The organism is Mesorhizobium sp. M4A.F.Ca.ET.050.02.1.1 (assembly GCF_003997725.1).
GTDB lineage: Bacteria > Pseudomonadota > Alphaproteobacteria > Rhizobiales > Rhizobiaceae > Mesorhizobium.
Genome location: NZ_RZSG01001433.1, coordinates 1 through 581, shown reverse-complemented (window position 1 = coordinate 581; position 581 = coordinate 1). Strand labels below are relative to the sequence as shown.

General features: G+C 59.9%; 1 protein-coding gene. It reads right to left on the bottom strand.

Annotated elements, in window-relative coordinates:
• Positions 1-76 precede the first annotated feature (76 nt).
• Positions 77-325 carry a hypothetical protein gene (locus EOA33_RS37980; protein WP_127407860.1) on the bottom strand — a complete coding sequence of 83 codons (249 nt, stop codon included), beginning with the start codon at positions 323-325 and terminating at the stop codon, positions 77-79.
• Positions 326-581 lie beyond the last annotated feature (256 nt).

Below are 581 nucleotides of genomic sequence, written 5' to 3'. Positions count from 1 at the left end.
ACCTTACAGCGAGGCCGCCGTGGTTCATGGGCCGGACAAGGACAGGTTGATGATGCCGCCTGGCCGGCCTGCTGGATCATGCCTTACCCGCTGCGCGCTCGTCTTCGTATTCCAGCTCGCGCGCTGCTTTCGGAATCAAGGTCAGCCATACCGGACCGACGCGTTCTATGGCCTCCGCGAGCGTGTAGTTCATTTCGGCCAGCCAGTCGGGCCGGTTTAGCACCAGTGCAGCGGCTAGCTTCTCGCTTGTAGACAAGACTCCAACCCCGCCGTGTTTGGCGTCCCGTGATTTGGTGATGATGTGCTGCAATTCCTGGTCGCTCACAGACCCGTCCTCCTCTGGCCGCTCTTGAGTATAGTCTGTTTTGGACAACGGCCGCACCCTGCAAATCAAGGCCTACCCGCATCAAAATCCACGTGGGTTCGATCGGAACGGGCTTTCTTGCCCCTTAGAGTGTCATTTCGCTCTCTCCCGGAACCGACCTCGACTACGCGCAGCCGCACAAGGGATGCGCGAGATTTCGTCCGGAAGCCCGATTGTCGTGAATTTCGGCGTTCTGCTCGACGGGAGAGGCCATCCG